Origin of the sequence: Rubripirellula tenax, from assembly GCF_007860125.1 — a bacterium.
Lineage (GTDB): Bacteria > Planctomycetota > Planctomycetia > Pirellulales > Pirellulaceae > Rubripirellula > Rubripirellula tenax.
In genome coordinates this window covers 682,838-702,205 of record NZ_SJPW01000004.1, presented here as the reverse complement: position 1 = coordinate 702,205, position 19,368 = coordinate 682,838, and the positions used below count along the sequence as shown (strand labels likewise).

Here is a 19,368-nt window from a genome sequence, read left to right as displayed (position 1 = left end):
CACAGGCGATCAAGCCTTGGGTGGTGGAGTAACGGCTTTTTTGGTTGCGTGGCTGATTAGCTTTTCAATCAACACGTCCGCGTCAAAACCATCCGACTCTGCGTTGAACGTAGGAATGATTCGGTGCCGTAGAACTGGTTTCGCTACGCTCAACACGTCTTTGGTCGTCGCGTGGTGTCGGCCTTGTAGCAACGCGCGGGCTCGCGCCGCGCTCACGAGCGCTAAACTTGCTCGCGGCCCGCCACCGTACTGAATGTAAGGTTGGAGCGATGCGGGCAATAAGCCTTCTTCTGGACGCGTCATCCGGACTAAATCGACGGCAGCAGCGAAGACTTGTTCACCCACAACGACGCGTCGTGTCAGGTCTTGCATCGCGAGTAACTTCTCTGCGGTGAGAACGGGCCGAAGCTTATGACTGTCTCGACGAGCCGCTCGCCGACAAATCTCCAGTTCCGCATCGCGACTGGGATAGTTGACGTGGATCTTCAGAAGAAAACGATCCAGTTGCGCTTCGGGTAACGGGTAAGTACCTTCGACCTCAACGGGGTTCTGGGTGGCCAACACAAAGAACGGATCTGGCAATCGGTGAGTCGTACCAGCGATCGACAGTTGCCGTTCCTCCATCGCTTCAAGCAGTGCACTTTGGCTCTTTGGCGGCGTACGGTTGATTTCATCGGCCAACAGAAAGTGGCTGAACACCGGCCCTTTCACGAATCGAAAGGCTCGCTTACCAGTCGTGCGGTCTTCTTCCAACACTTCGCCGCCCGTGATGTCTGCCGGCATGAGATCAGGAGTGAACTGAATTCGCGAGAACGACATTTCCATCAGTTGAGCCAACTGGCTAATCAACAACGTCTTCGCTAAACCAGGCATGCCCTGCAAAATACAATGCCCACGACACAAGATAGCGATCATCAATTGTTCGATGACGTCCTCCATGCCCACGATTGACTTCGCTAGCTCGTCACAAATCTGCTGATAAGTCGCCCGATGATCGGCAACTGCGCGCGCGAGTGCGTCATCGGATGATGCACCGTCAAGAACAGTTTGCGTCGAGGGACGGTGATTGATAGGAGACGTCATTGAGAGAACCTTGCGTTTCGGTTGTTACTTTGCTACTTCTTCGGTGCTAATCATGCCATCAGCATCAGTGTCATACTGGTCAAACTGCTCGTCGTTACCAAAAAACTCCGCGCGAGCGACGAGACCGTCTTGGTTGGCATCCATTCCGGAAAACCAACTTGGAATAGGAACTGATTGCGGGGGAACGGGAGCGACAACGGGGGTCGCTGAAATCTGTGTCGCTAAGCGGTTTGCCCACGGCCCCTGAGAAACGACAAGCATGACTTGAGCGGGCAGTTCGTCGGTCGTGACGTGGCCGTCCTTATTCCGGTCGAGTGATCGGATGCGATCAGGCAGCTCACGGATCTCTCGCAAATCCAATCTTCCATCGGAACGTTTGTCAGCAAACGTAAACAAAGGATTCGGCATGACCACCACGCTGATGGATATCTGTCCCGATTCAAAAAACGAGTCGGCGGTTCGGTCGTCTCGGACAGGTACAACAATCAATTGGCCAAATGGAGCATCATGAATCAGTCGACCGCCAGTCGCTTTCGTCGGACTGATAAGCGACGCACTTGCCACCGAGCACGTACTCGACTCGCCACTGAGGTTCAAGGCGATCGTTAGATCAACGACTTCTGGATTTCCTGTTGAAGTCAGTAGCGTATTCTCGTTCCACCATGGTTCCGAGGTTCCACTGATTTCCGATAGGCTGACCGTTTGATCGCTATTGGTATCTGCGTCGATAAGGATCTTGGGCACGCGATCGAGTTCTGCAATTGAGATGGTGGCGCTTTCTGGTGAGATCGTTCGTAACAGGGGTGCCGTTTTCCGGTGCTGGAGTCCGAAGCGTTCTTCGGCGACTAATACTCGACTGCCTGGCAACCACTGAGTCACCATCCATTGCAACTCACTAAAATCTGCAGCAGAGCTGGTGTTGGCCGATTGAGAGCGGAGAAAGCCTGCGAGTTGTTTTGAGACATCACTTCGTCGGTAGTTGGTTGCTGAAACTCGTTTGGCTTCAGACGGCGAGGTTGCCTCACTGTTTGCTGGTTCGTTGATTATTGGTTCGTTTACCGGTTCGTTTACTGCGGGGGCTGGAGCACGAGCCAGTTCGAGCGCAGACGCAATTCCCTTTTCTTGATGCGTACGGAAAGCAATACCGTCGATCGTGATAACCACTTTGATGCGGTAATCGCCTGCAGGCGTTCGCAACTGAACATGGACGGCCGCGGGATCGTCGACACCTTCGTCGGCCAACCATTGACCACTCGAATCACGCACATAGTCTGTCATGGTCGTATCAGCGGTCGGCGTCACACTATAAAAGAACATCGTCGAATCGTCATCTTGCCCCGGGTGTTGAAACGAACCATAGACACTGATGTCTGCAACGCCGGGCTCGTCTTTTGATGTCGAAGACTGCGCAACAACTTGTCTGAAAGCACACAGGCCAAGCACGAGGATGAACAGGGCGCGCAAAATCATTAGCCGACAATCTCGCTAATGGCAGAGGCATCAACGATGGGAACCGGGCGCCCAGCATCGTTCATGATCATCGTTGAAGGATCGACTCCCGTTGCCGCACAGACCGTCGCCAAAAATTCGGGAACCGTCACCGGGTTCTCCTCGATTTTGGATCCGTCACTGGACGTCATGCCATACGCTTGGCCCGCTTTTGTCTTGCCGCCTGCGAGTACGGCACAGAACGCGCCAGGAAAATGATCCCGTCCTGCATTGGAATTGATATTGGGAGTACGACCGAACTCGCCCATCCAAACTACCGTTGTCGTTTCAAGCAATCCACGATCAGCCAAATCTTCTAGCAGTGTCGCATATCCGGCATCCAACTCGGCCGAGAGCGCCGCCACATCCCTAAAATTGTTTGAGTGCGTGTCCCACGTGGCGCCGCCAAGGGTTGCGCGATCCAAGACCACTTCCACAAATGAAACACCGCTTTCGACAAGCCGCCGCGCCAGCAGACATCCTTGCCCGAAAGTGCCGACACCGTACCTCCTGCGAAGCGCCTCGTCTTCTTGACTCAAGTCGAACGCGTCAGCTTCGCCGCTGGTCATCAATGTTCTCGCGTTCTCGTACACGGTTTGATGTGCTGTCACAGAATCGGCTGGGTGCGACTTCATGAATCGACCTTCCAGTTTTGACCACAACGTTGAGCGCCGAAGATCGCGTACATCGTCGATCACAGGAGGCCTAGCAAGCGAATCAACCTGTAACGATGCGATTGCACCAGTGTGGATCGTTGCATCGTCTCCGCCACCGCCGCCAGCCATTCCAGCTGCGCCACTGCCAACATTGAGCGGCAGGAAGCGTGGCCCCAAGTAGGCTGGCCCGATCGGACGTCCAATCTGGAAGCCGCCCGAGGCAATTCGGACCACGGGCGGCAACGTATCCTGGCTGCCACAAAGTTCGTGAGCGAGCGCCGCCGCAACTTGCGGACGCACCATCGGCCCCATCGGAACAACGCCTGTCTTGACCAGATAAGTCGCCCGTTCATGATCGCCTTCTTTACTGGTCAGCGATCGAACAATTGCAAGTTTATCAGCATGCTTGGCCAACGTCGGCAGATGCTCACTGAAACGGACCCCAGGTACGTTTGTTGCGATTTCTGAGAACTCGCCACCGTTCTCGTGATTCGGCTTCATGTCAAACGTATCGATCTGACTCGGCGCACCACCCATCCACAACACGATGCAATGTCGGCGTGGACCTTGGCTGGCCCCCGCTTCCGCTGCGGCGGCCAATTGAGGCAACCATCCCAGCGAACTGGCGCTGACGATCGAAGCGGTCGTCGACGTGCGCAGAAATTGTCGTCGTTTCATTTCGCAACTCAATGATTGGTAGAGAATTCAGCCGTGTTCAAAATCGCCCAGAACAAATCGCTCAACACCTGTTGCTTTTCTTCGACGCTGGCTGCTGAATCGAGCATCGGAAGGATCGTGTCGAGCTCTTCCGACGCAGGCGGACGAGAAACAACGGCCATGAAGATTGTTTCTACTCGCTGGGAATCCGTAAAGAACGGAGCAGACAACGCGTTCATCATTCCGCTCGACTCAGCCTCGGTGGCCTGGAGCGTCAGCAATCCATTCATCATCGAAAGGGCCTGCGGAATCCCAGCTTGATAGTCGATCGCGGAACCCCGAGGGGCCTTGAACTTCTCAATGAACGCGGCTCGACTCGTATCAGCAAACATCATCGATGTCATCGTTTCGTCCGTTGCTACGAAACTCTGAGTACTGCGAGTAGACGTCATCAACGCATCGTAAAGCTGTTCTGCCGTTAGCCACTTGGTGTTCATCTGAGCGTAGTAACGCAGTTGATCCGCGGAATGAACTTCGCTCTCGCTACCAAGCCGATAGGCGCCAGATGAGGTGATCACACGAACCAATTCGCGTAGGTCAAAATCGCACTGAATCAGAAACTCGGCCAACTCGTCCAATAGTTCTGGGGAGACGGACGGGTTGTGGGGACCAAAATCGTCCGCCGGATCCACCAAACCGACGCCAAAAAAATGTGTCCACACATGATTGACGGTCGCCCGCGAGAACTGACGAGAATTGGTCATCCACTTTGACAATGCTTGACGACGAAGCGCCTCACCGGGTTGCTCGGCAAATGCCTCACCACCCAAAAACCTCGGTTGAACAATTTGTTCGGTATCGGGAATCTTGACATCACCGCGGGGCACATCGCGGACGCGGAGCACTGGTGACATGGCTTCCATTCGTCCCTCGGGTCTGGAAATCCGAGCAAAAAAAGCGGCATAAGCCCAGAAATCTTGTTGAGTCCAATCGTCCGTCGGGTGATCGTGGCACTGGGCGCAATCGATTCGGGATCCGAGAAACACACGTGCGGTTTGCTTAGCCAACTCGTCTGGCTTCAGTTGCAACGCCGTGTAAAACAACACCGGCCCCGATTCACCGACTCGTCCTTCCGCTTGCAATAGTTGTCGCACGATTTCGTCGTAGCCAACATTGTCAGCGAACTGATTTGCCAACCAAGCGTTAAAGGCTTCCACGCCGCCGAACTGACTCAAGTCGACAGCTTCGGGCAATAGCAAACGACTCCACACCGTGGCCATGTGGTTCGAGAATTCTCGCGATGCAAGCAACTCTTCAACCAATGCACTCGGCTCAAGATCAAGCGAACTTTTGATCTCGTGAATTCGCGGCACGCGACCTGTCAAATCCAGATACAGACGCCGCGTGAGCTGATAAGAATCCGCAGGGTCAACGGGGTCAACGGAGCGTTGACGCCACAGTTCTTCTAGTCGCTGGTCCACTCGCGAGACCATGTCTTGGGTAAGCGTGGGCACTTCGACGGCCGATGTTGACTGCCAGCGCCGCGCCGCTAGCCGCGTGGCCACCATCGGATTCGCTTGGCTCGACGATGAGTTGTCACCTAGTGGCGCAGCGGATGCGTTGGGTTCATCAGCCGGAGTCTTGCTCCTTGGTGTTTCGCCGGCGGGCGTTGTCGGCAACGACGCGATCAATTCAGGCTCACTCACCTCAATCGAGTCCGCTGACTTGGGTAACAACATTTCAACGGCAGGTAGCTTGACGCCCAAGGATGCCAGCGAAGTCGGTCCTGAATCCGGATAACGAAGCTGCACTGTGGAGGTGATTCCGCTGGACTCGATTCGCACCCACTGAGGCACTTGCGACTTGGGATCGATCCCAAAAACGTACGTAGTTTCCTTGGAGGTATGGTTATTAAATTCCAATTCAACTCGCAACTCAACAAGATCGCCAACCTCCTTCCAGCTTTCCGATCGAATGGTCCAGTGTAGATCACCCGATTGGCTTCGGATCGCCGTCAACAACTGCAGCAGCATCATCTGCGGGTCATCACTGAGTGAGTCAGTCGACGCTGAGTCCATTGGCGCGGGGACGGCACCCGTCGTTCGCGAGAATTCACCGGGTTTGTTTTGCGCATCGTCCCACCAAACGACACGATCACGTGTTTCCACGGCGACCACGACACCGCCCCGCTGCCGCAGCCAGCCGATCGATTCTGCACCCGAAGCCTGCGTTAGCATTGCTCGCACGAGCGGCTGATCCCGAATGGCGCGGAGCATTGCTTCGAAACTGTACGCCTTGCCGCTGGGCACTAACAAGAAGAACGCCAGCATCACACTAGCCGCGACAACAAACGCTAGCCAAGCAGGAGCACGGCGTTGGGATCGCGCCGCTTCAATGTTAATGGGTACAGCGTGTTGTTCCGCATCTTTGTAGCACTGCGCCATTCGCTCGCGAATTCGCTGGTCTGCATCGCTTGGCATTCGCATCGTTTCCGCGACCGACCGAAGTTGCTCTCGTAGCGACGCGTCATCGCGATCAAAACCGCTGCTTGGATCGTGAACTGTCATATTGAACTTCTTTTGGCTGGTGCCACGTCACGGTCAATCTGCTGAAGGGGCGGCGATGGCACTGACAGCTCTTCGCCGTGCCAGCACCTACTAAGAGTCTCGCGAAGTTTGTTCCGCGCTCGAAATAACAATGAATTAGTTGCCGACTGACTCAAACCGAGCCGTTGCCCAACTTCCTCAAGCGAAAGCTCATCCAGGTATCGCCACTGGATCGCGATCTGATACTCGGGAGATAGCTGATCAATCGCCGCTGTTACGGCTGCCACTGCTTCAACTCGTTCTAGCGAATCCGGAACACCATCGTCGTTTGACGAGTTCACCCCGTTTCGAGGCGTTTGTTTGATATGAGTCTCTTCACTCGCAAGGCCTTGCATGCCTTTACGCTGGGTCGTCACTCGTTGAATCACGTTGCAAGCCTTTCGCTTGGCAACCGTGCGTAGCCAACCAGCCACCGCCAGAAACTCGTCCGGTAGTTGGTCGGCTTGACTGATCAAAGCAATGAATGAATCACCCACCACTTCTTCCGTCAACGACTCATCGCCGAGCGATTGAAAGGCCCAATGCCACACCGATGTCTTGAGCAACTCATAAAGTTGACCAATCGCTTCTCGATCGCCGCGCTTTGCTCTCGCAACGATCTCGTTCAGGATTTCAGGAGGGGCGGTGGTCAATTTACGTTTCTCGCTTTGGAGCTTCAGCCGCAAGCCTAGTAGGGTAACAGATCATTGAGCGCTCGATGAAAATCTAAGAAATTGAGAAACATCTTTTTTTGCGTTTTACGCTTGTTGGCCCGTATTGCCGGAACCCATAATCCATGGAACGTTCAAGCAACTCCGTGTCCAACAGGAATAACGATGCACGAAATTTCTCGCTTTCGGCTGGATGAGATTACGAAGAGAGTGATTTCGATCCTAGTTCTGGGACTCATCATCGGGCCTCCGGTCGGGGCGTCCAATGCTCAAGAGCCTAACGCAGCTAAAGCGTCGATTGATTCGCAGTCCGCTCACCACAATCCGCCTGACTTGAGTGTCGTGAGCGAGCACCAGTGGGCTGCGATTGATCGTTCTGTCGATCGTGCACTGGACTACCTTCATTCAAGGCAGCAGTCGGATGGCTCGATACCTTCCATGGAAATAGCCAAGCCTGCAGTGACAGCGCTTTATGTGATGGCAGCCTTGTCAGCCGGACACGAACCCGGTGATGGCCCGCTCGGTGACTCACTCAATCGCGCCATCGACTATGTCTTATCGACCCAAATCGAAAACGGACTATTTACGCTGGAACGCGTTAGCTTGACAGGACCGGAAGACCACAAGGCTGGGCAGTTGGCATTGTACAACCATGGTATTTGCGGGACGGTGCTCGGCGAAGTCTATGGCATGACCGACGCGACGCGATCGGCAAGGATCGAAACAGCGATTGAGAAAGCGTTGGCTTTTGCCACTGAGAATCAACGACGCCCGATTCGCGCCAACGAACATCTCGATCGAGGCGGATGGCGGTACATCAAACAAGTTCCTATTAGCCAACCACAGTCGGATCTGTCGGTCACGAGCTGGCAAATTATGTTCATGCGTTCTGCACACAATGCTGGCTTCGATTTTCCCAAAGAATCGATCGATCAAGCCATCAACTATGTTCGAATGTGTTTTGACGAACCAACCGGAGGTTTTCAGTACGCCACTCATCGCAGCGAACAGATCACTCGCGGTATGACCGGTGCTGGTGTGCTGTGTCTGTTTTTGACAGGAAACTACGACGATCGAATTGAACGTCAGTCGGGTGCTTGGCTCTTGCGTCAGGAATTCACTCGATACAACCAATCACGGCAACATGACCGCTATTTCTATGCGGCGTACTATTGCAGCCAAGCGGCCTACCAACTCGGTGGTGAGTACTGGTCGAAAACGTACGTGCCACTTGCTGAGACGCTCGTCGCCCATCAACACGCGCGAGGCAACTGGGACGAAGACCATCACAATCGGGAGTACAGCGATACGTACTCCACCGCGATGGCGATCCTGGCGCTCACGCCTCCGTATCAACTGCTTCCTATCTACCAACGATAAAGGCGAATGATGAGTCTCAGCCATTTCAATATCCATGTCATTTCCGTCGTACTCACGACATTCCTAGTTTCGATGGTCGGAGCGAGTGAGGCACAGGATCGAATGCCGAAGAAGCTCGTCTACATCATGGACACGGGGGCTTCGAAAGCTGATGTGCTGATGCAAGCGGATTCGGAGTATGACCGACAAGGCTCTGCTGTCTGGTCACCTGATGGCACGCGGATTGGGTTTGATTCATTCCGTTCCCTGACGGGCGAGACGTTTCGCGAATGCCACGTGTTCTTGACAGACATCGACGGTAAGGAGTGGGCTGATTTGGGCGACGGAGCGATGCCGAGTTTTTCGCATGACGCTTCCAGGATCTGTTTTTCACGCTACTCGCCCAATCACGGAGTTTGGCTGATGAATGCTGATGGTTCGGGAAAAGAATGCATCGATCCAAGGGGATGGTCACCCCGCTGGTCACCCAACGGAAAATGGATTGCCTACACTCGTGGCGCAAACTTTGTCTTGTACGATCCCGCAGAAAGGAAAGAGGTGCGTCTGCTCCTCCATGGTGACCGTGCCAATCGATATAGCACCATCTTCTGGTCGTTCGATTGGTCACGAGACAGCAAGTCGCTGGCTTTCAAGGGATCCTTACGCGAGCCGAAAGCCAATGCTACTGACGACGACGCACAATACGAAGTCGCCACTGTGAATGTGAACGGATCTGATCACGGATTTGAGGTCTGTTACTCAGGAAAGACCAGCGATCAAATCACTTGGCATCCCGACGGATCACTGATCTTTTCCATGGCCAACAAGTCGGCAGGTAAACCACAGTTTTACACTCTGGCTTCAAACGGCAAAGCTGAGCCAGAACTACTGGCCAAACAACCGGATTTTCGGTGGATCGAAGGAGCCGCGTGGTCGCCTGACGGAAAAAGATTGCTGATGATCGGCACTCCCAAATGATGCGGGCTATCCACCCACGTCTGATCCATCGGGTAGATCTTTCGCGATTTTCAGGACTCAATTGCCGATTGTGATGCCCCCGAACAACGTTCGGCATCAGGGGATATAAAGCAAGGCGTGAATGTAATTTGGCGACCAGCAGTACGCCAGCACAATCCACTCGCTTCGCTGCACCTCGTTGTAAAGTTCTTTTTTGAAGCGTTGTATTATCCCTGATCGTGGAACACCCGGTGCCGCCTACTCTCGCGCGTGACAATATCGTAGTTGGCGCGAGGAAAGCTAATCCGTGGAGGACGAGGCATCGAATCAGGCCTTCAGTGCAGGACGTTCGATGAGTGATCCACGAACGCACCACCCGTGAATACCGCACACAAGGTCTGACCCAGAGAAGCGTTCAGACGTTTTATGGTTGAGTTGAAGCGTCATTTCTCTGACTCCTTGTAAAAGGATGATTCGCTGAGTGATTTCAGCGACTGAGAAACATCACTGGCGAAATTCCTGGCCGCAACAGCGAACCAAAAACGTTTTGGAGGCCCAGTCTGCACGTTATGGGGCTGTCACCAGCAGTGAGGCGTGTGTCAGCCCTTCGGGCTTTAGTGTACGGTCAGCTCTGGAAACCGGTGGTTATCACCACCGGCAGAGGATGTACCAGCCCTTCGGGCTTGCGCGTAAGTTTCCTTCGGCCTTGCGCGGAAGCTGCCTTCGGTTTTGGCAGAAGCTGCCTTCGGTTTTGATTGACTATCGCTTTCGGGCTTGCGCGAGCAACTTCTTCGTTCTTGCTTTAGAGTCACTTTTGCTTTGGGTAATGCCAGGCGATCTTAAGCCCGCAGGGCTGGCACATCCTCTGCCGGGGCCGCAGGCCCCGGCGAGAGTAATGAAGGAACAGCAAAGGCCTGGAAGGCCGACACAACCATGCCTTCGCGCTCGCTCTAGAGTGCAGAAGCCAGAGCGAATCGTCGTGGCTTCATTGGCGCTCCTTTCTCAAGCACTCATGAACCGTAAATGGCGAAAGGAATTAGAAAAGCACTAAGCCACTCGCTCTCGGATGCGATTGAGGTGGTGGTTCAGGTGCGTGACGTAGTCGGTGACGATGAATTCCAACGAGCATGTTTCGTAGGGCGTGATCGTGCATGGCGTGGCGAGCTGCGACTCGGGAATGTGCTTGATGACTTGTGCTAGGTGTCGGTTGTAATGGGACCACAGCTCGACTAGATCCACCCAATCGCTTTGTTGATAGTAGCCCTTGGATACCCATGAATTCTGTTCGTACTTAGGGAACACGAGCTCATCTGATTCTTGGCCGCGAACGAATCGCTGGTGATTGTTGCATGCAGAGTCGACGAGATGCCCAAGGACTTCGATGATCGACCAGCGATCAAGCGACGGCCGATGACGGACAGTTTGATCGTCCAGATCCAGCAGCCAATCACGCGCTGCAGCCACGGAGTTCAGCAATGCGGATGCAGTCGCGTCAGAAATGTTTGGCATGCCGCTGACGGTGTAGTGGCGTTCAACGTTTCGCGAAATGTTAGCCCACTCGGAAGCTTTTGCGCGTGCTTGGTGTTGTTCGAACGACTCCCTGTCTCTGAATTGCTCGTAAACGTCAAACCGCCCCCGCTCGTGTTCGCTTTCATTGACGTCAAAGCGCAAGCATCCCGATTCCGCTCGCGTTGCGTCGATGTGCTTGGGAAGCGCTTCGCGGATCTGGGCGATCTCTTCTTCGGAGACGATGATGTAGCCTGTGAGAGTAATCATTGGTTCTGATTCTCCGAAGTTAAGCTAATTTCCACCCGAGCGTCGTTGAAGCAAGCACCAGCTCCGATGTCCGAGAGCGTATCGGGCGAAAGAGCGTTAGATGTTCGATGGTTCTTGGAATGCCTCATCCAAATTCCTTTGGGTAGACTGACAACTCCAGGAGCGATCGATTCCGTCACGTGAGCGTCGACGATGACTTCCCCACTGGCATTGAAAATCCGAACTGATTGGCCATCACAGATGTTGCGCTTGGCTGCGTCGGAGGCATGCATTGTGACAACGGCCTGCTTTTCGATCAGATATCCCAACGATGAGTTGACCAATTGACGAGTTGCTGGTGAGATCAGAGCAAGCGGATATTGGGTGCCGTTGGGTTGATCGTCGATGTATCGATAAAGCCCGGCCCGGGACTCGCGCTGAAGCGACTCTGGAAAGAGCTCGATTTTGCCGCTGGGCGTCGCGGGAAAGACATCCTCCATTTGAATCGGTCGACAACCAATATCGGGCATGAGCTCAGCTGATTGCTGAATTTGTTGGTGTGCTTGCGGACCCAGTAGTGCTTCCAGGAGTTCGTTGTCGCGGGTCACGTCACCTGGTTGCGACAACTCCAAACGATCAAGCAGTTCTGCGAAGACTTCGTTGTTACTCTTGGATTGCCCGATGGGATCGATGGCAGGACTGATAGTCCCCAAACGCGTGTTGCCGTAACCGCTTCGCAGATCGTGGTGTTCTAGAAACGTAGTCGCAGGCAAGACGATGTCCGCGTAGACCGCCGTGTCCGTAAGAACTTGATCAAACACCACCGTGAACAAGTCTTCCCGCTGCAGACCGCTGAGCACTTTGTTTTGCTCGGGAAGCGTTGCCACCGGATTGCAGTTGTATACGAAGAGCGTCGAGATTGGCGGATTGTCCGCGTGCAACAACGTCTCGCCGATCAAGTTCATATTGATGCGGCGTGTTGGCGGCGGTGTAGCGTTGATTACTGAATGTTGATTCAAACGCCAAGCTGCAGAATTGGACATTGTGAAACCACCCGAACGCTTGAACTTGTTCGCAACGGCTGGGATTGCCAGAATCGCGGCCGTGGCACTTCCGCCATTTCGATTGCGTTCTGGGCCCCAGCCGCAGCGGATCACGGCGGGATCCGATTCACCATACCATTGAAAGAATTCTTCCAGTGAAGACTCCGGCACGCGAGCCACGGAAGCTGCTCGGGAAACCGTCCACTCGTCCGCGCGACCAAGTAACTGCTCAAAACCGTTTGTGTGCTGCTGAATGAATTCACCGTCTACGAAACCTGCCTGATTCAACCAACGAATCATGGCGAGTGCGACGACCAAGTCGCTACCGGGGAAGATCGGTAGATGCAGGTCTGCCGTGGATGCTAGTTGCGTCTCCTTAGGGTCAACGACGACCAACTTGGCTCCTCGCCGCTGAGCGTTTTGAATGTGCGGAACCTGGTGAATCCCGGACGCATGAGGATTGTTGCCCCAGATAACAATCAGGTTGCTGTCGTCATAGTCAAGACAGGAGACACCGGGCATCTTTCCGTAGAGCGCATCGTAAGCCGCGCCCGAAGGTGCGGCACAAACCGTTCGCGCCAGGCGTGATGCCCCTAAGCGATAGAAGAACCGTGCATCAAGAGCGTCTTGCGTCAGCTTGCCATTGGAGCCGCCGTAGCAAAGCGGAAGAATGGACTCGGCACCGAATCGTGAACGATCCTGCTTAATGCGATCGACGATCTCCGAAAAAGCTTCGTCCCACGAAATGGGTGTGAACTGGCCGTGGCCCTTGGGACCGTTTCTGCGCAAGGGAGTTCGTAGGCGCAGATCGGAATAAACATGGTTGGCGTATTTGCGAACTTTTCCGCAGATGTAGCCATCCGTGTAAGGATCGTCCTTGGCGCCATCGATCTTGACGACCCGGTTGTCTTGGACCGTCACGACTAACTTGCACGCATCAGGGCAGTCCAGGGGACAGGTGGTCGTCGATGACTGGTGTACAGGTTCTGATTCGAGTGTCATTTGAAATCCATCGGAGATAGTCGCATGCACGTACCATGTGAACCGCCGCAGTCTATCCGATAATGTCGCCTGACAACGCTTCCAGAATCATTGCAGACCACTCCAGCTGCTCTCAGGTTCGCGCTCGGAAACATCGCTTGATATTCGGCGGCTCGCCTGTTGCGCGTATGCGCTATGCCTATGAGAGCGTTGGGAGTCTAGCTATGGTGAAGAAGAGGGTCTCCGTCACGGATGCTGAACTTGATGTGTTGAAGGTGCTTTGGCGAGAGGAATCGCTCACCGCCAAGGCCATTGCTGCGTCGGTGTACCCTGACGGTGCTGAGTCGGAGTTCGCAACGGTCCATTCGTTTCTGCAGCGACTAGAAAAAAAGGGATTGGTATCGCGAGACCGGAGTTCCTTTGTCCACCAGTTTTCACCTGCATGCACGCATGCGGATGTGCTGGGTGAAGAACTGAATTCTCTAGTGGAGCGGCTTGGTACCAAATCCATTGCACCGCTCATCATGCAATTGGTTGATAAGAAGCGGCTCAGCAAAAAGGAAGCTGCCGAGATTCTCGCGATACTGGATAAGTACCCTGATCCTGGGCGTTCACTTTCCGACGGTTTAGAGAGTGCTTCAAGTTCAGTTCAGCCTGATTTGATTCGATTGGGGGCTGACCGCTCGAACGTCAAACTCGCAATGGAAGTTTCTTGCAACATGTGGGACGAAAGTCGGGGCGAGAGGAAATCAAAGGGGTCAAGGAAATCAAAGGGGTCAGGCCTCTTTGTTTTGCAGATCATGTGCGTAACAGTTTAGTCCCCGTGGCCTTCTGATCTCAAGAACTGGCCTTGGTGGCATATCGCGAATGGGGATAGGTTGCTGAATTCACGGACGGAATTCACATGAACTTCGATTTTTACCCACGCAGAAACGATCCTTGCCCCAACGTCGGACACTGTCCACACGCTGGCGGTGCGGCGATCGCTACGTTGGTTCAATTAAGCAATGACAACGGGCAGTTCCAAGACTATTTGCACGGCACCATCGACGCCGAGCGAAAACGCAACATTCGGTTGTTCCAAGAAAACGAAAAGCTGAAAGCCGAGTTGGAGCAAGTCAAACTCGAACTCAAATTGGAGCGGCAAAACAAGTTCGCCACCAACAAGCAAAAGCAAGCCGAAGCGGAAACTTCAATCTCACCGCCTGCCAAACCACCGACAAACAAACGCGGCGCGCCCGTCGGGCACCCTGGTTGGTTTCGTCCCACCGCCACCGAGTACGATTGGGAGGTCAATGTCCCTGCTCCGCGTCGGTGCCCAGTCTGTCTGGGGCCGGTTGATGGATTACCCTCCGCCGATCCAACGGAGCATCTGCAAGAAGACATCATTGACGGCGTCTATCGCGTCGTGCTGTATCGGCACGCCGCGTGTCACTGCCGACAGTGCGATCGACGTGTCGAGCAGGCGGGCAAAGACGAAATCTTGCTCAGCCGCATCGGTCCCTTCTTGCGAAGCAAGGCCATCTATCTTCGCAACGTCATCGGGATCAGTTACCGAAAAGTTCCGAGGGTGATTGATGAATTATTCAAGGTCACCTTTACACCGGCGGCGTTGCTTGGATTTGAGGAAAAGATGGCGGAGAAATCCAAGCCTGTGGTCGACGATATTGCCAAGAAACTTGGCAGTAGCGACGGGGCCGTTCACGCTGACGAAACCTACTGGACCCTTGATGGCGACCGAGCCTACTTCTGGGTTCATGCCGATGAAGCGTACGTTCATTTTCAGTTCGACACGACGCGGGCGGGCAAGGTCTCACGAGACGTTCTGGGGCCTCATTTTACGGGCACTTTGGTCACCGATTGCTACAGCGGTTACGCCGCTCATACGACCGACAAGAAACAAAAGTGTCTTGCCCACTTAGCTCGCACGGCCAGAGACTGGCAGAAGTTGACCAAAGAAGGAACGCTTGATTTTGCATTCTTCAAAGACGTTCGTGAGTTCGTTAAACGTGCTTGTGCTTTTCACCGCCAGCGAGCAGCAGGTTCACTTAACACTGATGAGCAGCGAGCCGCCGAATACCGGCTGCGCGAGCGGTTGAAGTACTTGAGCACGATGGAGGTTTCGCATGAGAAAGCGGTGACGCTTCAGGGCAGAATCAATCGCCACTTCACCGAGTGGTTGATCTTTGTTGACGACCGGCGTGTTCCGCCAACGAACAATCTTGCCGAGCGTGCGTTGCGTCCCTTGGTCGTCCTTCGCAAGATCACCTTTGGTCATCGCAGTGAAGCGGGAGCGAATCGGATGGCGAAGTTAATGAGCGTTGCCGAAACGGCGCGACGACAAGGCCATCGTGCCAGTGACATCTATTTCGAATTGTTGACGCGGCCTCCCGACGCGGTCCTCACGCGGCTCTATGCGAAGCCGCATGCCTAAATGCCGGCGAAGATTCGCCGAGCGTCGATCTTCGAGCTTGTGCGGCCATCAAACGCCGCACTGCGAGAATCGCAAGCACGACCGCGTTGGCAATTCAACTTCATTGAATTGAGTTCGACGCTGCGCTCACGCTCACTCAGCCCAGTGTCTAGACAAAATGAAGCGTTCGCAAGTCGCCTGAAGCCACGATGAGCGTAGCGTCGGGGCAGGTCTGAGGTTACCAACCACTTCGATCAGCCTCGCAGCAACACGCCAGCCCTGCTTTCGAACAAGCACACGGGGACTAAACTGTTACAATGGGACGTAATGAAGAAAATGGGACGATGAAGAAAATGGGACGGGGGTAATAAATGACCAAATCACCTGAAACTACTCCCGTCCCGTTATTCCCCCCCGCGAGCTGACTGATGCGGCTGATGTCGGATTTATTGACCGACTGATCTACGGATCATACACTGCAACGAAATTCCACCGCTTGCTCACCCCCGAACAACGCATCGCTCTAATCGCATGCTTTCGGTTCTACGGGCGCATTGAACACTATGGATACGATAGCGACGATATCGGCAAGGCGGTCTATCGAATATGCGGATAACAAAGCCAATCGGGATAGGGCCCGGATTGCTCCGGGACCCTCCCACACCACCTAGCATGCGGATCCGCACTAGGCGGTTCGTCTTAGCGGAGCAAGCTCGCTCCATCTTTCCTCGAGGCTAAACAGTCCGTTGGCTTTCAGCCAGTCGTTTGACAAGGCACGTTGCACACCCGACGTCATTGAAAGACGCCAGACGGCTTTGTGACTTGCGCCGAACATGTACGCATCTTCGTGCGAAATGCCGAGTGCTTTCAACTTTCGGATCCGGGTGCGTGGTAAGCGCCAAGACTTCCAGTAACAAGCTCGGACGCGGCGACGAAGCCATTTGTCCAAGCTCGTGAAAACACTCTTTCGCTGCTCCAATGCGAAGTAGCCGATCCAACCTCGTGCGTACTGAGTGAACTCCGCCATTCGGCGTACCATCGAACGACCACCCTTGCGGGCAAGTAATTCGCTGGCTCGCCGCTTGAAGTGGCGAAGCTTCTTTTCACTCACACAAATCTTGCCGCCATAGCCACGGAACTCGTAGCCCACGAACTCCACTCCGTCCGCTCGGCGGACGTAGCTTTTCTCGCGGTTGACGATCAGTTTGAGTGTATGCTGCAAGTACCGCTCGACCGATCCGAAGACTCGGTGAGCGGCTGCTTCGGACTTCACAAAGATGATGAAGTCATCCGCGTAGCGGACGAATGGCAAGCCACGTTGCTCCAGTTCCTTGTCCAGATCATCCAGCAGGATGTTCGCAAGCAGTGGTGAAAGTGGTCCGCCTTGCATCGTTCCTTCCTTGCTTGGTTGGAAACAACCCAGCACCATCACGCCGCCGCGTAGAAACTTGCCAATCAATTTCAACAGTTGCTTGTCGTGAACCTTGCGGCTCACGCGAGCCATCAGCACGTCGTGCTGAACCGTGTCGAAGAATTTCGACAGGTCCATATCGACACACCAGTGGTAACCACTGCGGATGATCGTTTGGATTTGCTTCACTGCTCCGTGGCCGTCTCGATAGGGCCGGTAACCGAAACTCGATTCAGAGAACTCCGGATCAAAGATCGGTGTCAGGACTTGTGCGATGGCTTGTTGGACGAGACGATCGACCACGTTTGGAATGCCGAGGTGTCGCTCGCCGCCATCGGGTTTAGGAATGGACTTCCGCCTGACCGGGGCCGGGCGGTAAGTCCCTTCGAGAAGTTGTGTTTTGATCTGTTGCCAACGAGGGGTGAACCAATCGGCAAAGTCTTCGACCGTAATACCGTCGGGGCCAGGGGCTCCGCAGTTGGCTTTGACTTTGGCCCAGGCCATTTCCATGTTGAGATCGTCGACAGCTTCTTCCACCAAAGAGGTTTGATGTTGTGAGTCCAAGGCTGGCTTCTCGATGGCCGCCGAAGTCGAAGGGCTCGGCTGAGGTTTGTGCGCGGCGCCTGTGTGACGCGATGCGTTCGGTTTCTTTGAGGTCATCGATGGTTCTTCCTTGTGCTAAAACGTTTGGTCCTTCCCGTCTTGCTTGGACTGCAAGGCTCGGTACTACGACCTCTGCTGACTTCTGAAGACACGATTCGGGTCACCCCGATCGCCCGACCTTTCGAGCAAGCTCTACTCGCCGGTACGTCTTCAGATCTCCCCAGATAAGGGAACGTGATCTGTCCCCACCCAAGCTCCACATCTACCTGCACTCCGTCTTCCAGTTCGGTTTCGCGTTAGGCAGCACGCTCACCTGGAGTTACCGGCCTTGTATGTGGTTTCTGTACGTAACCTGGTGGGTCTTGGTGAGACGCTGCCGGTTGCTACACCAATCGAGCATCGCAGGCTTCCTCTCCACGGTCTGTCACCTCGCCGCAGTTGCCCTCACCTCGTGTTGATTTCTTACGAGCTATCCATCTGGTACGATGACTCCCTTGTTGAAATGACTGGAATTAAACACACAGGACTTTCACCTGATAAGATCACGCCCATGCTGGGCGTACTGCACACGGAGCACGGCTTGCGCGTTTTCACAAATGGAAGCATCACTCTCCGTGCCCGGTGATGGCCAGCGTTACCCGACTGAAAACATCCGTGAGAATTGATGAGCAGCAACCCGTACTCCGCTCCCACTGCACTCGGCATTGAACCGAATTCCCCAACTCCTCTGCGGTGGGTTGGTGTCGCTTTGTGTGCCGCGGTTTTCGTGTTCTCGCTTTTTGCCGTCGTTTACAATACCTATCGCTACGTCACCGGAGCATTTGCTCCCAGCGCTCCCCAAACTGCTTACGCGGCCTCTGTTGCTATCTTTACTGTTTCCGCAGTGGGTTCCCTGTATTCTTCGATTCTTTTCATGAAACAGAAACTGCGTTTTGGATTGGTCGCGGGAACGCTCGCGGGCCTGCTTGCATTCCCGGGTGCACGATTAATTCTTGGCTTCATATACGACTAATCATTGTCTTCACGCAATCTCGTCCTGCTCCAATTGATGAGGGCGGGTAACCATCCCGTGCACCGGAGCCGGGCTTGCACGGTTTCACGAATGGACAATAAATCTTCCCGGCCCGGTGACGGGCAACGTTATCCGACTGAACTTTCTCTACCCTACACTCGATTGGAACAATCATGACCCGCGCTTACGATCGTCGATTCTTTGCGTTTCTGGCCTTCCTTTTCTTCCTCGCTTTTCTTGGCTTTCTCGGCACAGATAATTACCGCCACTTCGCTTTGCTTGCATCACCCGCTGCCTTTGCCTCACTGTTCTTCCTCATATTTATTCCGCGTCCCGCAGAACGCATTCCCGAACGGTTTCGGCTCAAGGAACAAGGCGACATATATCGTGCTTTGACTGGTCGTATTTAACGATCGGTTATGACTGTCATTTTCCGGTATGCTAAGGTTTGTCGCCGGCGATTTCTCGATCCGATTTATGACGGCGGATAACCATCCGATGCACCGGAGTCGGGCTTGCGGCCGTTTTCAAATGGAACATCAACACTCCCGACCCGGTGATCGGTAACGTTATCCGAATGAATCAGGACATCGCCGATGACGCTGCCCGAACCAACTACCGTCTATCGGTCACGCCATTTTCCGAACGCTGACTCGCTCGCTGCATTTCTCCGTGACTCCGGCATCGACGCGCA

At 54.3% G+C, this 19,368-nt stretch carries 14 protein-coding genes; 6 read left to right on the top strand and 8 right to left on the bottom strand.

Going from position 1 to position 19,368, the window contains the following annotated elements; all coding sequences use genetic code 11:
• Positions 1 to 9 precede the first annotated feature (9 nt).
• The 5 genes from Poly51_RS17285 to Poly51_RS17265 all read right to left on the bottom strand — a co-directional run bounded on the left by Poly51_RS17285 (position 10) and on the right by Poly51_RS17265 (position 7,122).
• Positions 10 to 1,083, bottom strand: coding sequence for an AAA family ATPase (locus Poly51_RS17285; protein WP_146459022.1), 1,074 nt, complete (start codon positions 1,081 to 1,083; stop codon positions 10 to 12).
• A gap of 24 nt (positions 1,084 to 1,107) precedes the next feature.
• Positions 1,108 to 2,400, bottom strand: a complete 1,293-nt coding sequence (locus tag Poly51_RS17280; protein WP_186775624.1) for a hypothetical protein — start codon at positions 2,398 to 2,400, stop codon at positions 1,108 to 1,110.
• A gap of 152 nt (positions 2,401 to 2,552) precedes the next feature.
• Positions 2,553 to 3,905, bottom strand: a complete 1,353-nt coding sequence (locus tag Poly51_RS17275; protein WP_146459020.1) for a DUF1501 domain-containing protein — start codon at positions 3,903 to 3,905, stop codon at positions 2,553 to 2,555.
• Positions 3,906 to 3,913: 8 nt separating this feature from the next.
• Positions 3,914 to 6,451: a DUF1549 domain-containing protein gene (locus tag Poly51_RS17270; RefSeq protein ID WP_146459019.1), complete on the bottom strand. Its 2,538-nt coding sequence runs from the start codon at positions 6,449 to 6,451 to the stop codon at positions 3,914 to 3,916.
• Positions 6,448 to 7,122, bottom strand: a complete 675-nt coding sequence (locus Poly51_RS17265) for an RNA polymerase sigma factor (protein ID WP_186775623.1) — start codon at positions 7,120 to 7,122, stop codon at positions 6,448 to 6,450. Before Poly51_RS17265 ends, Poly51_RS17270 begins: the two co-directional genes overlap by 4 nt.
• 456 nt (positions 7,123 to 7,578) lie before the next feature.
• Between Poly51_RS17265 and Poly51_RS17260 the strand changes: the two genes are divergently transcribed.
• Positions 7,579 to 8,520 carry a prenyltransferase/squalene oxidase repeat-containing protein gene (locus tag Poly51_RS17260; RefSeq protein WP_186775622.1) on the top strand — a complete coding sequence of 314 codons (942 nt, stop codon included), beginning with the start codon at positions 7,579 to 7,581 and terminating at the stop codon, positions 8,518 to 8,520.
• Between the two features lie 102 nt (positions 8,521 to 8,622).
• Positions 8,623 to 9,477 (top strand): TolB family protein, encoded by an 855-nt coding sequence (locus Poly51_RS17255; RefSeq protein ID WP_186775621.1) that lies wholly within the window; start codon positions 8,623 to 8,625, stop codon positions 9,475 to 9,477.
• Between the two features lie 1,026 nt (positions 9,478 to 10,503).
• On the opposite strand, the gene Poly51_RS17250 is transcribed toward Poly51_RS17255, so the two are convergent.
• Positions 10,504 to 11,232 carry a DinB family protein gene (locus tag Poly51_RS17250; protein WP_146459016.1) on the bottom strand — a complete coding sequence of 243 codons (729 nt, stop codon included), beginning with the start codon at positions 11,230 to 11,232 and terminating at the stop codon, positions 10,504 to 10,506.
• Complete coding sequence (locus Poly51_RS17245; RefSeq protein ID WP_146459015.1) at positions 11,229 to 13,256, bottom strand: molybdopterin-containing oxidoreductase family protein; 2,028 nt, start codon at positions 13,254 to 13,256, stop codon at positions 11,229 to 11,231. The genes Poly51_RS17250 and Poly51_RS17245 overlap by 4 nt, the downstream gene beginning before the upstream one ends.
• 203 nt (positions 13,257 to 13,459) lie before the next feature.
• On the opposite strand from Poly51_RS17245, the gene Poly51_RS17240 reads away from it, so the two are divergent.
• Both Poly51_RS17240 and tnpC read left to right on the top strand, forming a co-directional pair.
• Positions 13,460 to 14,053 carry a BlaI/MecI/CopY family transcriptional regulator gene (locus tag Poly51_RS17240; protein WP_186775620.1) on the top strand — a complete coding sequence of 198 codons (594 nt, stop codon included), beginning with the start codon at positions 13,460 to 13,462 and terminating at the stop codon, positions 14,051 to 14,053.
• Between the two features lie 86 nt (positions 14,054 to 14,139).
• Entirely contained in the window at positions 14,140 to 15,669 is a 1,530-nt protein-coding gene (gene tnpC / locus Poly51_RS17235) for an IS66 family transposase (RefSeq protein WP_146459013.1), read from the top strand.
• A 664-nt stretch (positions 15,670 to 16,333) separates the two neighbouring features.
• On the opposite strand, the gene ltrA is transcribed toward tnpC, so the two are convergent.
• Entirely contained in the window at positions 16,334 to 17,719 is a 1,386-nt protein-coding gene (gene ltrA, locus Poly51_RS17230; protein ID WP_146459012.1) for a group II intron reverse transcriptase/maturase, read from the bottom strand.
• 607 nt (positions 17,720 to 18,326) lie between these two features.
• Here ltrA and Poly51_RS17225 point away from each other — a divergent pair.
• Positions 18,327 to 18,674, top strand: coding sequence for a hypothetical protein (locus Poly51_RS17225; protein ID WP_146459011.1), 348 nt, complete (start codon positions 18,327 to 18,329; stop codon positions 18,672 to 18,674).
• A gap of 173 nt (positions 18,675 to 18,847) precedes the next feature.
• The gene (locus tag Poly51_RS17220) at positions 18,848 to 19,084 is read left to right on the top strand and encodes a hypothetical protein (protein WP_146459010.1); all 237 of its coding nucleotides are present in this window, start codon (positions 18,848 to 18,850) and stop codon (positions 19,082 to 19,084) included.
• Positions 19,085 to 19,368: the final 284 nt, after the last annotated feature.